The following is a 907-nucleotide window of genomic DNA, read 5'->3' as shown; positions in this document are numbered from 1 at the left end:
ACTTCATCAAAACACATTCAACCTATAAGTTAAATCACCAATACGTAACCAAAATAAAACAGCGCTTAGCATATACGCATAAGCCATATCAGCTATCATGTTACACTGGCTTGTTATCTATTTTTATTCATGTATTCTCTATTTTTATTTATATGGTGGTTGGTTGAGTTATGTCTGTTTCTACTGCGCCTCGTTTTGTTCCTTTTACCAATTTTGAGCACTTTTATAGCACATTACGCGCACAGTTAGCGCAAGATATTGACGTATTATTTGCTTATGCAAACTTACCAAGTCCGCTTGATGACGCATGTCGCTATATGATGACTGGACAAGGCAAATTGGTACGACCTTTATTAGTGGCCAGTAGTTTTGTCAGTATTGATGCCAGTATAAATGTAGATGGTGAAGCAGATATCGAGACAGATGATTTATCTGACAACTCAAATTTAACCGATCACGTAAAAATCGCTGACTTGCAATCACTGCTAGAAAACGACTCAGATTATGACATGTGTCGCCGCGCTGCATTGGCTGTAGAGCTATTGCATACCTACTCACTGGTACATGATGACTTGCCATGCATGGATGACGATGAGCTGCGCCGAGGCCAGCCAACTTGTCACATTGTGTTTGACGAAGCGGCGGCACTACTGGCGGGTGATGTATTGCAAACTTTGGCCTTTGAGGTTTTAACCGCAGAGCTGCCTACCTTCGCGCCTTTTGATTCAGACATTGCAAGCCAGCTATTGGCCGTGTTTGCACCGCGCGCTCGCCGCATGGTCTCAGGTCAAATGCTGGATCTGAATGCTGAAGCGCATACTAATATTTCTCAAGAAGAATTAGAGGCCATTCATCGCGACAAAACTGGGGCGTTAATTGAAGCGGCTATGCTAATGGGTGGTATTTG

General features: G+C 43.0%; 1 protein-coding gene. It reads left to right on the top strand.

The genetic code is table 11. The features are described 5' to 3' along the window. Window positions 1-170: 170 nt before the first annotated feature. On the top strand, window positions 171-907 hold a 737-nt coding region (locus tag ACS8FD_RS18030), incomplete at its 3' end, for a polyprenyl synthetase family protein (protein WP_439276860.1).

The organism is Psychrobacter sp. 1U2, from assembly GCF_051847575.1.
The sequence above is the reverse complement of the archived record's forward strand: the minus strand, read 5'-3'. Positions and strand labels throughout refer to the sequence as shown.